The organism is Alcanivorax sp. IL2 (assembly GCF_047495475.1).
Lineage (GTDB): Bacteria > Pseudomonadota > Gammaproteobacteria > Pseudomonadales > Alcanivoracaceae > Alcanivorax.
In genome coordinates this window covers 2072394-2090291 of record NZ_CP179932.1, presented here as the reverse complement: position 1 = coordinate 2090291, position 17898 = coordinate 2072394, and the positions used below count along the sequence as shown (strand labels likewise).

Sequence of the window (17898 nt, the reverse complement as noted above, 5' to 3'; positions counted from 1 at the left end):
CGGCCAGAGATTAAGCGCGGCCAGCAACACTCAAAATAAAACAAACCCCATTCCGCGTTGTAGCTTGCAGCTTGTAGCTATTCCTTTCCCAGCGCCCGGTCCAGCATCTGCTCCAGCAACCCGTCCGGCAGACTGGCCGTCACCGGCAGGTACCACCAGTGCGGCTCGGCGAAGGGGGCGCATTTTACCGCATCCTTTTCGGTCATCAGCACCGGCAGACCATCGGCAAACGCCAGATCCGCAGGCTGGAAAGCATGATGATCCGGGAACACATGGGGGGTGGCGCTCAGGCCGAGAATGCTGAGCAGATTGAAAAACCGCTTGGGGTTGCCGATGCCGGCCACCGCGTGGACCTGGGGATGCTCGCGCAGGAATGTCTGATGATCCAGTGTTTCGCCCGTGGCCAGGGAGGTGATGTCTGCAGGGCGCATGATCATCGGGTGCGCACCACTCCAGCCGCCACCGGTGCTGACCACGAAATCCACTTCCTTGAGGCGGGTAGCCGGCTCTCGAAGTGGGCCTTCCGGCAGGCAGCGGCCATTGCCCAGGCCTCGCTGTCCATCCACCACGACAATTTCTGCGCTGCGCGGCAAGGCGTAATGTTGCAGCCCGTCATCACTGATCACCAGATCCGGAGCGTGATCGCGGATGGCCACGTCCAGTGCATTGCGACGATCCGGGTCCAGAATCACCGGCACGCCGGTGCGGCGGGCGATCAACACCGGCTCATCCCCCACATCGAGGGCATCGCTGTCGCCAGTAACCAGACAGGGGTATTGATCGGTCTTGCCGCCGAACCCCCGGGACACCACCGCCACCTTCAAGCCACGGGCAACGGCGGCCTGCGCCAGGGCAATCACCAACGGCGTCTTGCCAGTACCGCCCACGGTAATATTGCCGACCACCAGCACCGGCACCGGCGGCGACGGCTTGTCCTTGCGAAACCGTTGCAGACGCCGTTTCGCTTCCAGGGACACCAGCATGGAGAGCGGCCGCAGCGGCACCAGCCAGGGGCTACCCTTATACCAGCCCTGTTGAATCCATTCGCTCAATGAGCCCATGGCCGACTTACTCCTCGGCAAAATCCATGCGGTACAGCTGGGTGTAAAGGCCATTCTTGTCCAGCAGTTCCTGGTGTGATCCCTGCTCGATCAACTGGCCCTGGTCCAGTACCAGGATCCGGTCGGCCTTCTCGATGGTGGACAGGCGATGGGCGATCACCAGGGTGGTGCGCCCGGCCATGACCTGTTCCAGCGCCTGCTGGATATGATGCTCGGATTCCGTATCCAGGGCACTGGTGGCTTCATCCAGAATCAGGATCGGCGCGTCTTTCAGCAACGCCCTGGCAATAGCGATACGCTGGCGCTGACCACCGGAAAGCTGAACACCATCCTGCCCAAGCCGGGTATCCAGGCCATGCTCCAGCTGCTCGATAAAGCGCCAGGCATGAGCGTCACGGGCGGCCTGTTCAATCGCTGCATCATCCACGCCACGAAGCTCACCATAGGCGATGTTGTTGCGCACGGTATCGTTGAACAGCACTACCCGCTGACTGACCATGGCAATCTGGTGACGCAGGTCGGTAAGCTGGATTTCCGGCAGCGGTACGCCATCAAGCAGAATGCGGCCCTGATCCGGATCGAAGAAGCGGGGCAGCATGGCACTGATGGTGCTCTTCCCTGCCCCGGATCGCCCGACCAGTGCCACGGTTTCACCGGACTTGATGGAGAAACTCAGATTTCTGAGAACCGGTTGCGCCGGATCATAACCATAGGTGACGCCGTCAAACTCGATATCCCCACGTGCCTTGGTTGGCAGTACATAGGTACCGGCATCCTCTTCCTGTTCGGTATCCAGCAATTCGAACAGACTGGACGCACCGGTCACCCCACGCTGCACTTTCACGTTCACATCCGTGAGCTGCTTGAGCGGTTTCTGGATCATGCCGGCAGCGGCGATATAGGACAGAAACCCACCCACGGAAAGATCTTCGCCCATCAGGTTTATGTAGAGAAAGGTGATCGCACCGATGCCCACCGCCACAAACAACTGCACGATCACCGTGCTGGCAATCTTGCTGGCGTTGAGTTTCACATTCTGCTTGGCAAAGCTGCGGCTGACGCCGTGAAAACGATCGGCTTCCTGCTCCTGGGCACCAAAGATTTTCACTTCCCCACTGCCCTCGATAGCTTCGCCGAGAAAATGGGTAATGTTGGCCATGGAAGACTGGATACGACGACTGATCTTGCGAAAGCGCTTGCTGGTGACATTCACCACCAGAGCAATCAATGGCGCCACTGCCACCAGGATCAGAGTCAGCTTCCAGTTCTGCCAGAGCAAAAAGGAGGTCAGCCCAATCACCGTAAGCCCTTCGCGGATAATCACGATGATGGCATCGGTACCGGCACTGGTGACCTGCTGGGCGTCGAAAATGATTTTCGACATGATGCGCCCGGACGCATTGCGATGATATTCCGACTGAGGCAAACGCAGCACATGGCCAAACACGTCATTGCGTAATACATACACCAGCTGCTGGGCCACCCAGTTCATGGAGTAGCTGCCCATGAACTGGCCCAGACCCTGGAAAATCACCAGTACCAGTGGCGCGATAGATACCAGTAAAACCCGGGTCTCAGTGGGCTCGACAATGGTTTCACCAAGGAAGCCGGCAAGCTGGGCAGCGCCGGCCTGAGTCGCCGCGTAGAGCGCATAACCAATGACGCTGATGACCAGCATCAACCAGTACGGTCGAACATAACTGAGCAGCCGCTTGTAGGTCGGCCACACGTCCACAGAGGATTGACTCATTGTGCCTCGTTGGGAGATTCGCGAGTAGTGAGCGACAGCTTAACAAAACCCAGCTGTCCGGCCACGTCATAAACGCGAACCACCGACTGATAGGCCACATTGGCATCCGCATAGATTTGCAACGGCAAGTCGGTTTTTTCCTGCCCCAGTTTCAGCAGCGCGGTGCGCAGCGTCTTGCTATCACTGGCCGCCAGCTTTTCGCCATTGACCAGATAATCGCCGGTCGACGTGATCGTCACCTCCACCTGGTCCGAAGACTGCGCCAGCGGCGCCGCTTCAGCCTCCGGCAACGTGATGGACAACTGGGTCTTGTCATCAAACGTGGTAGAAACCATGAAAAAAATCAGCAGCAGGAACACCACATCAATCAGTGGTGTCAGGTTAACGCTGATTTCCTCCTGGCTGGGCCGGGGAAACTTCACGCCTTGCCCCCCGGATCCGCCTCACGATCACCGTGTACCAGATCCACCACATGTACGGCGCTTTGCTCCAGTTCCATGGTGATTTCTTCCACGCGACGAACAAAGAAACGGTGGAAGAAAATGGCAGGAATCGCCACCACCAGGCCAGCAGCAGTAGTCAGCAGCGCCTGGGAAATGCCGCCGGCCAACTGGGCCGCATCACCGGTGCCGTGCATCATGATGGCGGCAAACACATCGATCATGCCGATCACTGTGCCCAGCAAGCCAAGCAGCGGCGTGATCGCCGCGATGGAGCCCAGAGTGCTGAGAAACTTTTCCAGCTCATGCACCACGCTGGTAGCACTTTCCTGGATACTTTCTTTCATGATGTCGCGACCATGGCGGGCATTGGCTAACCCGGTAGCCAGAATGCGACCCAGCGGCGAGCTGTCACGCAGCTTGACCAGATTGCCCTCGTTGAGAAGACCCCGCTTGAGCAGCGTCTGCACCTGCGGCACGGTATCTGCCGGCGCCAACTTGCTCGGACGCAGGGTCCAGAAACGTTCCACCACAATGGCAAGAGCCACCACCGAACAGATCAAGATCGGGAGCATCATCCAACCCCCGGACTGCACAAGATCCTGCACCTTAACTTCTCCCCTCACTCACGGCGTCGCTTTAAGAGCGCGCGTCGGGTTAATCGTTACCAGAAACGCCAGGCCGCTGGCCGATGCCAGGGTCTTTCACGAAATTGGCGCCATGTTGTTATAAGCGGCACATTATCAGCGGCACCCCAGCGAAACACAATCATGCCATCCCGGTCGGTGCGTAGAACTGTGACCCCGGCATTGCCCAGCCGTTGCAGCACCTGCGGGTGCGGGTGATGAAAACGATTCCGATAACCGGCACTGACCAGCGCATAGGCGGGCCGCACCTGTCGCAACAGGGCTGCACTGGTACTGCTGTTGCTGCCATGGTGCGCCACCACCAGCAAATCCGTGCGCGGCAGCGAACCCAGCAATCGATATTCACTCTGTTTGCCAATATCACCCGGGATCAGCAACGATCTCCCTGCGCCGGACACCTGCAATACACAGCTTGACTCGTTGCCCGGCACCTCCTTCGGCCCGGGCCACAGCAGCGTAAACGTCACGCCATCCCAGCCCCACTGCTGCCCCGCCCTACATGCCTCGCTATTCGGCACACGTTGCGGCTCACCACTCAACACCGGCGCCATACCGGCTAACACCTTCATGCCACCGGCATGATCATTGTCCCCGTGGCTGATAATAATGCGATCCGGCGTCAGTCCCTGGCGGGCCAGCCACGGCAGGATAATGCGCCGGGCCATACTGTCACCGGGCCATGAAGCCCCGGTATCGTAAATCAGTAGATGCTCCCGGGTGCGCACCGCCAACGCCAGCCCCTGCCCCACATCAAACGCCACCAACTGCCACTCCCCCTCGGGTAATGACGCGGGTCTGTGACACAACCAGGGCAACAACAGGATCGGCAGCAACCGCCGTGGAAACGGCACTGCCGGCACCAGCAGCAGAGCCAGTGCCACCATCGCAAACAGCCCACTGGTTGCCGTTGGCAACGGTAACCGCCAGGCACTGGTCGAGGACGCCAGCGATGCCATCAGCCACGCAGACAACTCCGTGCCAGTGGCCGCCCCCTGCACAAGCCAGCCCTGCTGCAACAGGCTACCCAGCAAGGCCAGCGGCACCACGATGCAGGTATACAAGGGGATCAGAACCAGGTTGGCCAGTGGCGCACTGATTGACCATTGCTGAAATAGAATGGCACCTAGCATGGCCATCATCACCGGCAGCAGCACCAGTAACCAGCGGGCCCCATGACTGGTCACCAGCATGGCAATGGCGGCCACGGCGCCGAACGACAACCACAGGCTTTCCGAAAGCGCCGACAAAGGGAACAGCAGTAGCACCATCAGCAGCGCCACCCCGAGGCTCTTCCACAATGGCACTGATACGCGGGCACACTGCGCCACCGCCACCACCGCCAACATGATCACCGCGCGTACTGTGGGCAGGCTGAATCCGGCCAGGGCGGCATAACCCAGAGCCGCCAGCAGTGCCGGCCCCCAGGCCAGTTGCTGCAAGGTAAAAGCGGATAAAGCCGGACTCAGCCGCTGCGCCACCGGCCCCAGCAACCAGCGACCCAACCACCAGAACCAACCGGCCACAATGGCGATATGCAGCCCGGAAATGGCCAGCAAGTGGGCACCACCGGTGAGCTGAAATTGTTGCCATAGCTGGCTGGACAACCTCGACCGATCACCCACCACCAGGGCCGGCAGGATCGCTCTGCCCGCCGGCGACACGGATACCTGCTCTACCACCCAGTCCGACAACCACTGTCGCCAACGATCCAGCCCCTTATCACTACCTTGCACGGTCCACGACTGCACCGTTCCCCGTGCATCAATGCCCGCAGCCAGGTCCCGCCGGGCCGCATCCACCCCGGTGACATTGTAGACGCCACGGGGGGCCTTCAGCTTCACCATCAGTGCAAGCCGCTGATCTGCCGTCACCTGCACCGGCAGCTCATAGGCATTCACCCGAATACGGTGGATCCCGGGCCAGCGGCTTGAGCCCCAAACATGCAGCGTCAGCGTCTGGCGATATCGCCAACGGCCGAAACGAAACTCGTTAATCGTGGCCGGCAGCCCCACCACCTCGCCTTGCATGGCCAGGGTTTCCCCTTCCAGGGAAGCAGGCAACCTTGCTGACACGCCACTGTGCAGTTGCACCACGCCGTAACACCACAGCAGCGGCAACCATACCAGCCAACGCCGCCCGCGCCGCCAACCCAGAACCGCTACTACCAACAGTACCGGCAGCGGCCACAACACGCCCAACCAGCATGCTGTCGCCAGCGCTGCCGATAAACACCACAATCGCATCCCTGCTCCCGTGGAAAATAGTCGCTTTATTCACGGTCACCCTTTGTATGATGCTCAGGAGACACAAAGGCCCGTGTAGGTGTATGCCTTTTTTTCCGATCCGGGCATAATAGCCAGCCGCGGGGTGCAGCCAGGTAAGTTTCTGACGCTATCTCATGCCCGCCATGCGCCATGAAACCTCTGACGAGGCTTCCAACGCATAACACAAGTCGGGTGGTACCCCGCCTGCCGGGCACCTACGCTGATACCGACACGACATTTACGGGATTTTCCCGACACGGTCTGCAGACGTGAGTTCATGCCAAAACGGATCTTCCGAAAATACCTGCCAAAACCGGATCGCCTGCGCGAACACAAAGCGTTGAGCTTTCTGGGTGAGGTATTGGCCGATCCGAACCTGTGGCATATCAACCGGCGCTCACTGGCCGGTGCCGCCTTTATCGGGGTCTTTACTGCCCTGCTGCCCATTCCCTTGCAGATGGGCCTGGCCGCCCTGCTCGCTGTGCGCTTCCACTGCAACCTGCCGCTATCGGTGGTGCTGGTGTGGATCTCCAATCCGGTCACCTACGTACCGATTTTCTATTTCACCTACCGCATTGGCGCCTGGATGCTGGGCATGCCGCCCCATACCGGCGAAGGCATCACCGTGGCCTGGTTTGTGGAGCAGCTGGTGCCGCTATGGCTGGGGTCAGTGATTTGCGCGATGGTATTTGGCGGGCTTGCCTACGCCGCCGTGAAAGTGGCCTGGCGACTAGCCGTGGTACGCAGCTGGAATCTGCGTGCCCACCGACGCGCCAGAGTGCTGCGACGGGAAGCGCGCAAACAGGAAGAAGAAAAAACGACAGAGGGCGACGACTCAGTCGAGCCGCCGCAGTAAGCCATCATGCAGCTCGTATTGCTGCGGGCAACGGGAAGCAAATTCCCGGTCGTGGGTAACGATCATGAACGCGGTACCCAGAGTGTCGTTGAGCTCCAACATCAGTGCCTGCACCTGGGCAGCGGTTCGCTCATCCAGATTGCCGGTGGGCTCGTCCGCCATCACCAGGGCCGGCTCCGTCACCAGAGCCCGGGCAATGGCTACCCGCTGACGCTCCCCGCCACTCAGTGCCGACGGCTTGTGCTTGAGACGATGCTCCAGCCCTACCTTCTCCAGAGTGGCCGCCGCCTTCTCCTGGCAGCTTGCCGGGCTGTCACCACGAATCAGCAGTGGCATGGCCACGTTCTCCAACGCAGTGAATTCCGGCAACAGGTGATGAAACTGGTAGACGAACCCCAGATAGCGATTGCGCAGCTTGCCAGTGTCACGATCACTCATGGTCGCCAGCGCATTGCCAGCAATGGAGACACTGCCACGGGTTGCCCGATCCAGGCCCCCCAGTAGATTCAGCAAGGTGGACTTGCCCGAGCCGGAAGTGCCAATGATCGCCAGGATATCTCCCTGAGTCACGGTCAGATCCACACCGCTGAGCACTTCCAGCTCGTTGTTGCCTTCGTCGTAGCTCTTCACCAGTTTCTCGGCTTGCAGCACGACACCGGTGCCGGTGGCATTGCGGGAATCATTCATAACGCAGGGCCTCCGCCGGTTGCACCCGGCTGGCACGCCAGGATGGGTAAAGGGTGGCAGAAAAGCTGATCACCAGGGCAATGGAGACGATAGTGATCACATCCGACCACTGCAGCTCCGAAGGAAGATAGTTCACAAAATAGGCGTCAAACAGGCGGGTATTGAAAGTCTTCTCCACCCACTCAGCCAGCTTGCTCACATTGGTGGCCAACAGCACACCAAGGCCAGTGCCCAGCAAGGTACCGGCAAAGCCGATCACGGTGCCCTGCACCATGAAAATTCGCATGATGGTACCCGGCGAAGCCCCCAGGGTACGCAACACTGCAATATTGCCGCGCTTTTCGGTGACCAGCATCACCTGACTGGAAATGATATTGAACGCCGCCACCGCCACGATAAAGCTGAGCAGCAGCGTCATCATGGTCTTTTCCATCTTGATAGCCTGGAACAGATTACCGTGGCTGCGGGTCCAGTCCCGAGTGTAGTAATTGGGGCCCAGTTCCTGCTGCAGCGTCCAGCCCATGGCCGGGGCGCTGAACAGGTCATCAAGCTTCAGCCGCACGCCCTGCACGGTACCCGCCTGGCGTGCCAGCTTGGCAGCGTCCTGCACATTGACGTAGGCATACAGAGAATCCACTTCCGCCCGCACCCGGAATATCCCGGTGACGGTAAAACGTTTGAAACGGGGCATCACCCCGGCAGGGGAAATGGTGGCTTCCGGCAGTACCAGGGTAATCTTGTCCCCCAGTTCGGCGCCAAGACGACGGGCCAGGCCATAGCCGAGCACCATGCCAAACTCACCGGGCTCCAGCTTCTCCAGCTCGCCCTGCTCCATGAAATCGCCAACGATGGATACCTTGCGCTCGGCCCGGGGCTCGATGCCGTTGATCATGGCACCGGCAACATTGCCACGATGGCTGAGCATGCCCTCCAGCTCCACAAAAGGCGCCACGGCTTCAATCTCATCGTGATGCCCCAGCCGGTTGGCCAGCGCCTGCCAGTCCTGGACCGGCTCGCGCCCCTGCACGGACAAATGGGTCACCATGCCAAGAATGCGCGTCTGCAATTCCCGGTCAAAACCATTCATAACGGAAAGGACCGTGATCAGTACGGCAACCCCCAGCATCAGACCCAATGCGGAAATCAGCGTAATCACGGATATAAAACTGTTGCGGGCGCGGGCGCCGGTGTAGCGCAGCCCCACATAAAAGGATAGAGGTCGAAACATGGAGCGCATTTAACCCGAAACCCGGGACAAATACCACGGGTCTGGAAAACTGCTACATTACTCATTCTGCTTTGTGAACAGTGTCCGCGCTCATGATCTAGCAAAATGGTTGAATAAGCGTCTGTAACTTTCTAATATCGAAAGAAAATACATCTCGCCGGGGGAAAAAATGAAGATAAGAATAATGACGCTGCTGGCCTCGGCAGCGCTGGCCATGCCGGTTACAACCCAGGCCGCAGAGGCTCCCCAGCGCGGCATGTCAGAAGCGCAGGTACGGGCAGACTTCGGTTCACCCGCCTCCGTCCGGGGCCCGGTGGGCTCACCGGCCATTACCCGCTGGAACTACGACGGCTTCACCGTCTACTTCGAAAACGGCATCAGCCTGCATACTGTGGTCGACCGCCCGGCTAGTGCCGCACCGGATGTGGTGTCCGGCACTCGGGAACTGCCTGCTATTGAGGAAACCCCAGCCGACACCGAACAGGAACAGCAAGCAGCGCCGGAGAGCGCCGCCCCGCCCATGTTCGATCCGGTAACCGGCAGCTTTGTTGGAGCGGAAACGGAACAAGACGCCCCGGCCAAGCCAGAACCTGCCACCAGCAAGACTGCAGAACCAGAAGCCTCGCAACAGGCCCCTGAACCGGCGCCAGAGTCCGAACCGACTCCCAAGCCACAAGCCAAGGTTACAGAGGATGCGCCAGAGGCGGTGACAGAACCGGCCACCCCACCCCAATCCACAGAGCACCCCCCGGCCGACGGCGAATTTCGCTTTGACCCGGTTACCGGTCGCATCATCATCGCCGGCGAAGTGACTCCCGAGCAGGCTGCCGCCAAAAAGCAGCAACAGGCCGAAGAAACCGCTGAGGCAGCAAAAGCCGAAGCCAAGCAGGTAGAAGCAAAAGCGGCTGACGCGACTGCTGATGCCGAGCAACAGACCGACCAGGCCGCCGCTGACGCAGAGCAAAAGGTCAACGAAGCCGAACAACAGGTAAAGGCCGACGTACAGGAACAGGCTGACGAGGCCGAGCAGAAGGTCGAGGAAGTGGAGGAAGAATCGCAAGGCGGCTTCTCTATTGACTGGGATGCACGCCGGTAGCAAACTCGCGCGCATCGCCCCCTCCCAGCGGACTTCCCGAGCATGCGCCGACTTCTTCCTGAATGGCACCCCCAATGGGGGGTGCTGCTGGCCTGGCCCGACACCCACACCGATTGGGTGAATCATCTGGCCGACGCCGAACACTGTTATCTGGATCTACTCGCCGCCCTGCTGGACCATCAACAGGTGCGGCTGGTATGCCGTGATACTGCCAGCGAACAACGCGTCAACACCCTCGTCGCCGATCGCGGCCTGGATACTGCCCGCCTTGAACTGATCATTGCCGATTACAACGATACCTGGGCCCGGGATTTCGGCCCTATTGCAGTGGAAGATAACGGCAACGTTGAGCTGCTGGATTACACCTTTACAGGCTGGGGCGGCAAGTTTGACGCCGACATGGACAATACCCTGAACCGTCGCCTGCCCTGGCAGCTACCACTGCACAGCCCCTCGCTGGTATTGGAAGGCGGCGCCATCGACACCGACGGCCAGGGCAATCTGCTGACCACCCGCCACTGCCTGCGCAATCCCAACCGCAACCCGGACCTGTCCGAGGCAGAACTGGTCGCATTGCTCAAGGAACAACTGGGCGTTACCGATATCTGGTGGCTGGATCACGGTGAGCTGGAAGGCGACGACACGGACGCGCATGTGGACACGCTGGCCCGCTTCGTGGATACCCGCACCATCGCCTATGTGCAATGCCGGAACCAGGCAGACAGCCACTACGCCAGCCTGGCCGCCATGGAGCACGAGCTACAGACACTGGCCCGGCAACACAACCTGACACTGGTGCCCCTGCCCCTGCCCACCCCGCAGTTCAACCGGGAAGGCGAGCGACTGCCGGCCACCTATGCCAACTTCCTTATTACCAATGAGAAAATCCTGCTGCCCATTTATGGCTGCGATACGGATCAGCAGGCCATTGATGCCTTGCAGAGCGTATCCGGTGACCGCCAGGTGACTCCGGTAAACTGTCGGGTATTGATCGAACAACACGGCAGCCTGCATTGTGTCACCATGCAACTGCCCCGTGGCGCGGTCTGAACAAGGTTTTTAGGAGATACTCATGCGCGTGGCCGTTATCCAGCAGAAAAACCACAGTGATCTGCAAGCCAACCTGGATCATTCCCTGGCATTGGTTCGCGAGGCCGCTGACAAGGGGGCCGAGCTGGTACTTCTGCAGGAATTGCATCGCAGCCTGTATTTCTGCCAGACCGAAGACACCGCCGTGTTTGATCTGGCAGAAACCATCCCCGGCCCCAGCACCGACACGCTGGGAGCGCTGGCCAAGGAACTGGGCATTGTCATCGTCGGCAGCCTGTTCGAAAAGCGAGCCACCGGCCTCTATCACAACACCGCCGTTGTGCTGGAAAAGGACGGCAGCCTGGCGGGGATCTATCGCAAGATGCACATCCCCGATGATCCGGGCTTCTACGAGAAGTTCTACTTCACCCCGGGGGATGCAGATTTCAACGATGGCCGTAGCGGCTTCAGCCCTATCGAAACCAGTGTCGGCAAACTGGGCCTGCTGGTCTGCTGGGATCAGTGGTACCCGGAAGCCGCGCGGCTGATGGCCCTGGCCGGTGCCGACCTGCTGCTCTACCCCACCGCTATCGGTTGGGACCCCAGTGACGATGACGGGGAAAAACACCGTCAGCTCAACGCCTGGATCACCATCCAGCGCGCCCACGGCATCGCCAATGGATTGCCAGTACTGGTCGCCAATCGCACCGGTTTCGAACAAAGCCCTGAAGATGACGGTGGCATCCAGTTCTGGGGTAACAGCTTTGTTTGCGGTCCCCAGGGCGAGTTCCTGGCCCAGGCAGACAATGATAGCGAACAGGTGCTACTCGCCGACGTGGACATGCAGCGCAGCGAGTCCGTACGCCGCATCTGGCCCTATCTGCGTGACCGGCGAGTGGATGCCTACAGCGATCTGACCAAACGGTATCGGGATTGACCCGACCCGGTCGACAACATTACAGAAAGCCCCTTGAGGCCAATGCTCACGGAAAGTACTTTTCCCGTTTTTCCGCTATTTCATATGGAGCGCACAATGACACGCCTATCCGTTCTCTTCGCTGCCGCCTTGCTCGCCGGCTGCGCCGCCCCCTCTGCCATGATGGTCAGCGATGGCAACCAGTCCGAAGGCACCGTGGTCATGTCCTATGACTACAGCCTGATGCAAAGCCCCAAGGTGGACTGGCAACAGGGCCTGCAGAAAGCCAGCGCACAGTGCCAGAGCTGGGGTTACAACGGCGCTCTGCCCTCTGACACACCCAGCAAATCCTGCAAGACAGAAACCCAGGATGGCGATTGTATCGCCTGGACCCTGAGCACTACCTTCCAGTGCACGGCCAAGGCCCAGCAATCCCAGCAGTAAGCGTTTTCAACAAGGCCAAAGCCTGTTGATGCGGCCCAGGAGGCTGAAAGCCTCCTGGTTGTTTCGAAAATAAGTGACAGCAAAAAACGAAACCGGGGTCGCCCTTTATTTCCGCACGCTCACAGCGCCGCAGACATTTATCAGAGTTATTAAAGAAGGCGGGGGTCTCTTTGCAGGTCCACCGCGTCCCCGTAGGTCAGACTGGCGGATACCGACTGCGCCATCGGAATGACCTGATTGCGCAACCGCAAGGAAAGATCCTGGGGATGAATACCAATGCGCAGTGGCTGATCCGAGTGACTTGCCCTGCGCCAATTGAGATGATTAAAACCGCGCAGCAACCACTCCCGTAACGGGGTATCGGCTTCAAAGCCCACCAGCGGTAGCGGATGCATCTTTTGCGCTTGCGCATCGTAAACACCGCTCAGGGTTTCGAATAGCCGAAACGGCATGTCCGCCAGTTGTTGGCGATGAATCGCGCCCATCGCCCAGGCCGGGGGTACGTACAGCTCGCAGGGTTGCAGCCCCTGATCCACAAACCATTGGTGGCAATTGCGTATCAACGCCTCGATACCACTGGCCGACAGGGAAAGATGCTCCGCCACCCGCCGCGACAGCAGCAGGCTGTGCAGGCGGTGATAGAGACTGATGGGTGGGTCGCAGCGATGCAGCCAACCATGGCCGGCCAGCGGGTATCCCTGCTGCTGAAGCTGGTGCAGCCAGTCCAGATCCGCTGTTTGCCAATCCCGCCCCGGCACCACCAGCAGGGTCACCGCCTGCGGAGCCTGGGGCAGCAGAGACAGAATCTGGCTGACCTGCTGGCGGGTTTCCGGCATCACATCGTGGATGGAGACCAGAGCGCGTGGTGCCGGTAGCGGCTCAGAGGGCGCTGCGGGCATAGTTACTGCTCAAGCGGCGCAGCAGCGCCAGGGTCGGGGAAGGCAGGGAACGATTGGCAGCGGGTACCATCTGGGCACACTGGCCCAGCACTCCGGCCCAATGTTCGATGGCATCCCGGTTCATGGCCAGTGCCGCCTGCCGGGCCTGTTTTGCTTTCAGGTCACGCACTACCGGGCTCAACGACTGCAATCGGTCCAGGGTCTGGTTCAGGCTTTCCTGGGGCTCCATGATCCACAACCCCGCTGCCAGGGCGGGCCATTCGTTGATGCCACAGGCCGGTGTGGTGATTACCAACCGAGCACGGGCCATGGCTTCCAGCGCCACGGTACCGAACGCTTCCACCGATGAGGGCAACACCAGCACCTGACAGCGGTCGAGAATGTCCACTACCTGCTGACGGCTACACCAGCCATGAAAGGTCAGGTTGGCGGATGCCTTGCAAGCCTGTTCCACCTTGCTGCGTAGTGGCCCGTCGCCGGCCACTTCGAATTGCAGGTCTGGCCGCGACGCCGCCAGTGCCAGGAAAGACTCGATATTCTTTTCCGCCGCCAGCCGGCCCACATAACAGACCCGCCTTACGCTGTCATGCAACCGGGTGACCGGCGTGTTCACAAACTCCCGGGCCAGCGGTGTGCCCACCAACTGCGGATTGCGGGCGCCGGCGGCGCGGGCCTGGGCGATCATGGATTCACAGATGGTGGCGGCGGTTTCACTGCCCTGGAACAGGGTGCGGTTGACCCAGTTGAGCAGCCCGCCGGCCAGCCTGGCCAGGCGGCGCCCCCAGTACAATTCCACCAGCCTGTTGTAATCGGTCTGGAAGGTGACGCAGACCGGGATGCCCCACTTGCGGGCGATCCAGTAACCGATCATGGAAAAAATACCGGGGCCGGGAATCACGATAACGTGGGGTTTCATCTCCCAGACCAGGGCGCTCAATTCACGCACCTTGGGAAAGAAGAGTCGCTGGGTGGGGTCGCCGGGGATTGGCATGGAGGCACCCTGACAGGGATGCGGTTCCTCCATGCAGGGCTGCACCAGTTCCACCTGGGCCACATGGTCCTTGAGATGCGAGACCAGGTCCTGGAAGTAGGCGCCAACGCCATTCCGACCCTTGATCGCATCCACCACAAACAGTATGCGTAGCTCTTTGGTATCCATGGGCGCCAGTATCAGCGCCACTCATGTCGATAATGTGACAGCATTGCCGCGCTATGACGGTGTAATTGCGACAAGATGTAACAGGCGTAAGAAAAAAGAATTTTTACCACAGAGGGCACAGAGTTCACCGAGGAAAAACATGGATTCACTCTGTGTTCTCGTTGCGCTCTGTGGTGAAAAAGGGTTTTCTTTCGGTATCGCTCAGTCTCGTGGCGAAAGCGCAAAACCAAAGCGTTCGTAAACCCAACCAAAGGTTTGCAGCAACTCCTCACCACTGACACCCAGGGCGTCCAGTGAGTAGTGATGGCCGCTGCGGTACTGTTTTGCCTTGCGGTCTTGCGCGTCAAGTCGCTGGCGAAAAGCCGTGCCGGGTTGCCAGCCAAAGCGCTGATAAAACGCCAACACGGTGTCCGCCGGCGCCGGGGCCAGTTGTTCCATTACCGACAGCACCTGGCGTTCCGGCGGCAGGCTTGCCAGTACCTCAAGCACATGGCGATAGTAATAATCGAGCATGGCCATAAAGCCCTGGCGCCAGTACTCGGTGGTATCGCGACCATCAAACAGGCGCGCGCCAATCAGGATGGAATTGATCTGGGATGGCACCGCCGCGCTGGGGTTACGAATACAGCCGATAAAGCGGGCATCCGGGAAGGCCTCTGCGAGCGTTGCCATCCAGGGCGTGAAAGACGGGTTCTTGGACAGCAGTTGTTTATGGCTACCATGAAAATAAAGATGCCTCTGCACAAAGCGCCGGTACGCCGCGACCAGCCTCTCCTTTTCCTTGTCGGTGCCATCCCGGTCCAGATAGGTAAGACGCCACAGGGCCGGCACCGGCACGGCGAGCACCAGCAGGAAACAGCCCCACACCGGCATCAATGCCAGGTAATCTTCCTCCGGGTCCAGCAGCCCGGTCTTGTGCACGCCATCCAGGCCGCCGAGCAGGCGCCGTTCGATCCATAACAGCAAGCGCCCCGCAGGCCGACCTATCCATCCATCAAGACGGGCAATAGCGGTCCAGAAATAGCGCTGGGTAATCGACGGAGCAAACAGCAGCTCCCACAGGGCCGTGGTGGTAAAGCGTTCGTCCATGGCCAGCAGGCGATGCAGGAAGGTGGTACCGCTGCGGGGCACGCCCACCACAAAAAGCGGCTCACGCACCTGGACGCGACGAAAATCAGGAAACAGTAAATAATCCAGCAGCAGGCCCAGGCCATTGATGGCCTGCACCAGCAGGAACAGTGGCCAGAACAGCGTCATGACCAGCAGCCGCTGCAGGGAAAACCGCTCTGCCCGACCATCGTAGGCCGGCAGCCAGCTCATCACAAAAAACTGCACATAGCGTTTCAGTACTGCCAAACCGTTCTCCCGGCTATTCCATGCAGCGTGCACGCTACGCCTCACCCATGTCATAAAAATGACAATTTTCCCTCTTGTCTCCAGGTCATCGCGCTGTCATCTTTCACCAAAACAATAGTGGTATGACTATCGCGATGACAGCACCCAGCACAGCCCCTCGCCACCCGACACTGGTCGGCCATCGGGGCGCACGCGGCGAAGCCCCGGAAAATACCCTGGCCAGCTTTCAGGTGGCACTGGAGGCCGGTGTCACGGAAATGGAACTGGATGTGCGGCTCTCCGCCGACGGCCATCTGATCGTGCTGCACGACAGCGACGTCACTCGCACCACAGGCATGCGCGGCGATGTGCGCCAGTACACCCGCTCGCAACTGGGCACCATGGATGCCCGTCGTAATACCCCCGGCTGGCACAGCCCCACGGGCATTCCTTCTCTACAGGAAGTGGTGGAACTGTGTGGCCCGGCCATGCGTTTTCAGTTCGAGGTAAAAGGCGCGGATCGGGTGGTGCTGCATCAGCTGGCCCATCACCTCACTCACATGATCCATGAGCAGCAGCTGCAATCGCGGGTGGTGGTGACCTCCAGCCATACCGGTTTTCTGCGCATGATCGGCACAATGGCGCCGGATGTGGAGAGGGGTTATGTGTGTCAGTACCGCTACCTGCAACCCACCCGCCGGGCCCACGGCCTGGGCTGCAACTGGCTGATGCCCCACTATTCGCTGGTGACCCCGGCGTTAATGCGCCGGGCGCGCAAACGGGGTCTGAAGGTGTCAGTGTGGACGGTGAATGATCTCACCGAAGCGGACCGCCTTGCCCAACTGCAGGTGGATGGCATCATCACCGACTACCCCACCAGCTTTGTCAGCCATTTCCGTCGCAGCCCCCGTTATTCCTCCTCGGAAACCGCCGCACTGAGCGGCTGATCCGCGAAGAACGCCAGAATTTCTTCCTTGCGCGCCATGGCATCCTTGCGGCCCATCTCGATCAGGCTGCGGGTAAAGCCGGGCTCGAAGAGCAGATAACTCATGGCACTGGCCCCCGGCGACCGGGTGGCACCGGAGCCCCGCAGGAAGAAACGTAGCGCCCGGGGCAATTCCTTGATGTGTTCGGCGGCAATTTCGTCAATGGGCCGAGATGGGTAGATCTTCAGCACATCCACCTGTCGCAGCTGGATACCATGCTTGCGCCGGGAACGCTCACTCATGGCAGACAAGGTACGGTTGATCCGTTCCAGGCGCTCAACATCCCCTTCCAGGGTGTCCACAAAGACGCTGTTGAGCACATGGCCGAGCACCTGGGCCATGGACGGATAACCGCTTAGCTGGCGCTGATGCCCCGCACTCATGTTGCCGGACACCCCGATCACCAGCAGCCGGGACGCGCCCAGATGCAGCGCCGGGCTCAATGGCGCCAGTTGCCGCAGGGCGCCATCACCGTAATAGGCACCGTCTACCTTGCTGGCGGGAAACAGGATAGGGATGGCCGCAGACCCCAGCAGATGCTGCACATCGATGTCAGAGCGCTTACCCTTGCGACGGGCTCGCACCCATTCCGGCAATTCACTGTCACCCTGGAAAAAACTCACCGACTCACCACTGGCATAACCGGAAGCGGTGATCGCCAGCGCGCGCAAATGGCCCTGATCCAGGTTCTCGCGAATACGGCGAAAATTGATCACCAGGGTAAGCAAGCGCTGCAACGGCATATTGTCCAGCAGTGCACTGCGTTCCGGCGTCTTGCCGGTGGTGACGCCGGAAAACAGCCAGCGCACCACGGCTTTCAGCAGCGCATAGGTATCCGTGCGGTACACCTGTTCGGCGGTAATATTGGCCCAGACGCGCTCCAGCCCGCGAATCGCCGTGCGAAAATTACCGGCATTGGCGGCCAGTGACGCCGCGTTGATCGCCCCTGCGGAAGTTCCGCAGATAATCGGAAACGGATTTGGCTCCCCGCGAGGCAGCAATTCAGCAATCGCTGCCAGCACCCCGACCTGATAGGCGCCACGGGCGCCGCCCCCGGACAATATCAACCCACGAACCGGGTCCTGTTTCTGCATTTCCACC

General features: G+C 60.1%; 17 protein-coding genes. 6 read left to right on the top strand and 11 right to left on the bottom strand.

Annotated features, from left to right (window positions below):
- Positions 1-77 precede the first annotated feature (77 nt).
- Genes lpxK through ACMG4N_RS09755 form a run of 5 tightly spaced genes read right to left on the bottom strand, consistent with a single transcriptional unit; the run spans position 78 to position 6141 of the window.
- A complete protein-coding gene (gene lpxK, locus ACMG4N_RS09775) occupies positions 78-1061 on the bottom strand; it encodes a tetraacyldisaccharide 4'-kinase (RefSeq protein ID WP_414431462.1) in 984 nt (327 codons plus the stop codon).
- A gap of 7 nt (positions 1062-1068) precedes the next feature.
- A complete protein-coding gene (gene msbA / locus ACMG4N_RS09770; protein ID WP_414431461.1) occupies positions 1069-2811 on the bottom strand; it encodes a lipid A export permease/ATP-binding protein MsbA in 1743 nt (580 codons plus the stop codon).
- Positions 2808-3233 carry an ExbD/TolR family protein gene (locus tag ACMG4N_RS09765; protein ID WP_035247299.1) on the bottom strand — a complete coding sequence of 142 codons (426 nt, stop codon included), beginning with the start codon at positions 3231-3233 and terminating at the stop codon, positions 2808-2810. The genes msbA and ACMG4N_RS09765 overlap by 4 nt, the downstream gene beginning before the upstream one ends.
- Positions 3230-3859 (bottom strand): MotA/TolQ/ExbB proton channel family protein, encoded by a 630-nt coding sequence (locus ACMG4N_RS09760; RefSeq protein ID WP_297762965.1) that lies wholly within the window; start codon positions 3857-3859, stop codon positions 3230-3232. The genes ACMG4N_RS09765 and ACMG4N_RS09760 overlap by 4 nt, the downstream gene beginning before the upstream one ends.
- 56 nt (positions 3860-3915) lie before the next feature.
- Positions 3916-6141 carry a DNA internalization-related competence protein ComEC/Rec2 gene (locus ACMG4N_RS09755; protein WP_414431458.1) on the bottom strand — a complete coding sequence of 742 codons (2226 nt, stop codon included), beginning with the start codon at positions 6139-6141 and terminating at the stop codon, positions 3916-3918.
- A 298-nt stretch (positions 6142-6439) separates the two neighbouring features.
- Here ACMG4N_RS09755 and ACMG4N_RS09750 point away from each other — a divergent pair, with 298 nt between their 5' ends.
- Positions 6440-7018, top strand: coding sequence for a DUF2062 domain-containing protein (locus tag ACMG4N_RS09750; RefSeq protein WP_297762960.1), 579 nt, complete (start codon positions 6440-6442; stop codon positions 7016-7018).
- Here ACMG4N_RS09750 and lolD read toward each other — a convergent pair.
- Positions 6998-7705, bottom strand: coding sequence for a lipoprotein-releasing ABC transporter ATP-binding protein LolD (lolD, locus tag ACMG4N_RS09745; RefSeq protein WP_414431457.1), 708 nt, complete (start codon positions 7703-7705; stop codon positions 6998-7000). The genes ACMG4N_RS09750 and lolD overlap by 21 nt on opposite strands.
- Complete coding sequence (locus tag ACMG4N_RS09740) at positions 7698-8933, bottom strand: lipoprotein-releasing ABC transporter permease subunit (protein WP_414431456.1); 1236 nt, start codon at positions 8931-8933, stop codon at positions 7698-7700. The genes lolD and ACMG4N_RS09740 overlap by 8 nt, the downstream gene beginning before the upstream one ends.
- A gap of 169 nt (positions 8934-9102) precedes the next feature.
- Here ACMG4N_RS09740 and ACMG4N_RS09735 point away from each other — a divergent pair, with 169 nt between their 5' ends.
- From ACMG4N_RS09735 to yecR, 4 genes are all read left to right on the top strand, one after another.
- Complete coding sequence (locus ACMG4N_RS09735) at positions 9103-10029, top strand: hypothetical protein (protein WP_414431455.1); 927 nt, start codon at positions 9103-9105, stop codon at positions 10027-10029.
- 42 nt (positions 10030-10071) lie between these two features.
- Entirely contained in the window at positions 10072-11079 is a 1008-nt protein-coding gene (locus tag ACMG4N_RS09730) for an agmatine/peptidylarginine deiminase (RefSeq protein WP_297762950.1), read from the top strand.
- Positions 11080-11101: 22 nt separating this feature from the next.
- A complete protein-coding gene (locus tag ACMG4N_RS09725) occupies positions 11102-11995 on the top strand; it encodes a carbon-nitrogen hydrolase (protein WP_414431453.1) in 894 nt (297 codons plus the stop codon).
- 96 nt (positions 11996-12091) lie between these two features.
- Complete coding sequence (gene yecR, locus ACMG4N_RS09720; RefSeq protein WP_297762946.1) at positions 12092-12418, top strand: YecR family lipoprotein; 327 nt, start codon at positions 12092-12094, stop codon at positions 12416-12418.
- A 149-nt stretch (positions 12419-12567) separates the two neighbouring features.
- On the opposite strand, the gene ACMG4N_RS09715 is transcribed toward yecR, so the two are convergent.
- From ACMG4N_RS09715 to ACMG4N_RS09705, 3 genes are all read right to left on the bottom strand, one after another.
- Positions 12568-13317, bottom strand: a complete 750-nt coding sequence (locus tag ACMG4N_RS09715) for a polysaccharide deacetylase family protein (protein ID WP_414431451.1) — start codon at positions 13315-13317, stop codon at positions 12568-12570.
- Positions 13298-14476, bottom strand: a complete 1179-nt coding sequence (locus tag ACMG4N_RS09710; RefSeq protein WP_414431449.1) for a glycosyltransferase — start codon at positions 14474-14476, stop codon at positions 13298-13300. The genes ACMG4N_RS09715 and ACMG4N_RS09710 overlap by 20 nt, the downstream gene beginning before the upstream one ends.
- 201 nt (positions 14477-14677) lie before the next feature.
- Complete coding sequence (locus ACMG4N_RS09705) at positions 14678-15832, bottom strand: sulfotransferase (protein ID WP_414431448.1); 1155 nt, start codon at positions 15830-15832, stop codon at positions 14678-14680.
- Positions 15833-15966: 134 nt separating this feature from the next.
- On the opposite strand from ACMG4N_RS09705, the gene ACMG4N_RS09700 reads away from it, so the two are divergent.
- Positions 15967-16758, top strand: coding sequence for a glycerophosphodiester phosphodiesterase (locus ACMG4N_RS09700; RefSeq protein WP_297762933.1), 792 nt, complete (start codon positions 15967-15969; stop codon positions 16756-16758).
- Here ACMG4N_RS09700 and ACMG4N_RS09695 read toward each other — a convergent pair.
- A complete protein-coding gene (locus tag ACMG4N_RS09695) occupies positions 16722-17891 on the bottom strand; it encodes a patatin-like phospholipase family protein (protein ID WP_297762931.1) in 1170 nt (389 codons plus the stop codon). The genes ACMG4N_RS09700 and ACMG4N_RS09695 overlap by 37 nt on opposite strands.
- Positions 17892-17898: the final 7 nt, after the last annotated feature.